The following is a 334-nucleotide window of genomic DNA, read 5'->3' as shown; positions in this document are numbered from 1 at the left end:
AATTAACACAAAATAAAATAGAGCACTTTCCTTTTATGCCTGTTGTTTTTTCTAGTTTAACAGGTAAGATGAATTATAGAAATCACCGAAAAATAGCTATCATAGATGGAAAAATAGGATATGTAGGAGGGATTAATATCTCAGATGTTTACTTAAATAATAATGGAAGTAAACCGTATTGGAGAGATACACATTTGCGACTTGAAGGCGAAGCAGTAAAGGCTTTACAATTTCATTTCCTTACCACATGGAATTTTGTGTCAGGGCAAACACTTCAGGTAAAGGAAGCGTATTTTCCTGTATTGCATTGTGATAATACTGTGGCCGTTCAAAT

The 334-nt window shown here is 33.5% G+C and carries 1 pseudogene; it reads left to right on the top strand.

Annotated features, from left to right (window positions below):
- A pseudogene (locus KI686_RS16050) lies at positions 1 to 334 on the top strand (cardiolipin synthase); the annotation flags it as partial.

Source organism: Polaribacter sargassicola, assembly GCF_021991835.1.
GTDB classification, from domain to species: Bacteria; Bacteroidota; Bacteroidia; order Flavobacteriales; family Flavobacteriaceae; genus Polaribacter; species Polaribacter sargassicola.
The sequence above is the reverse complement of the archived record's forward strand: the minus strand, read 5'-3'. Positions and strand labels throughout refer to the sequence as shown.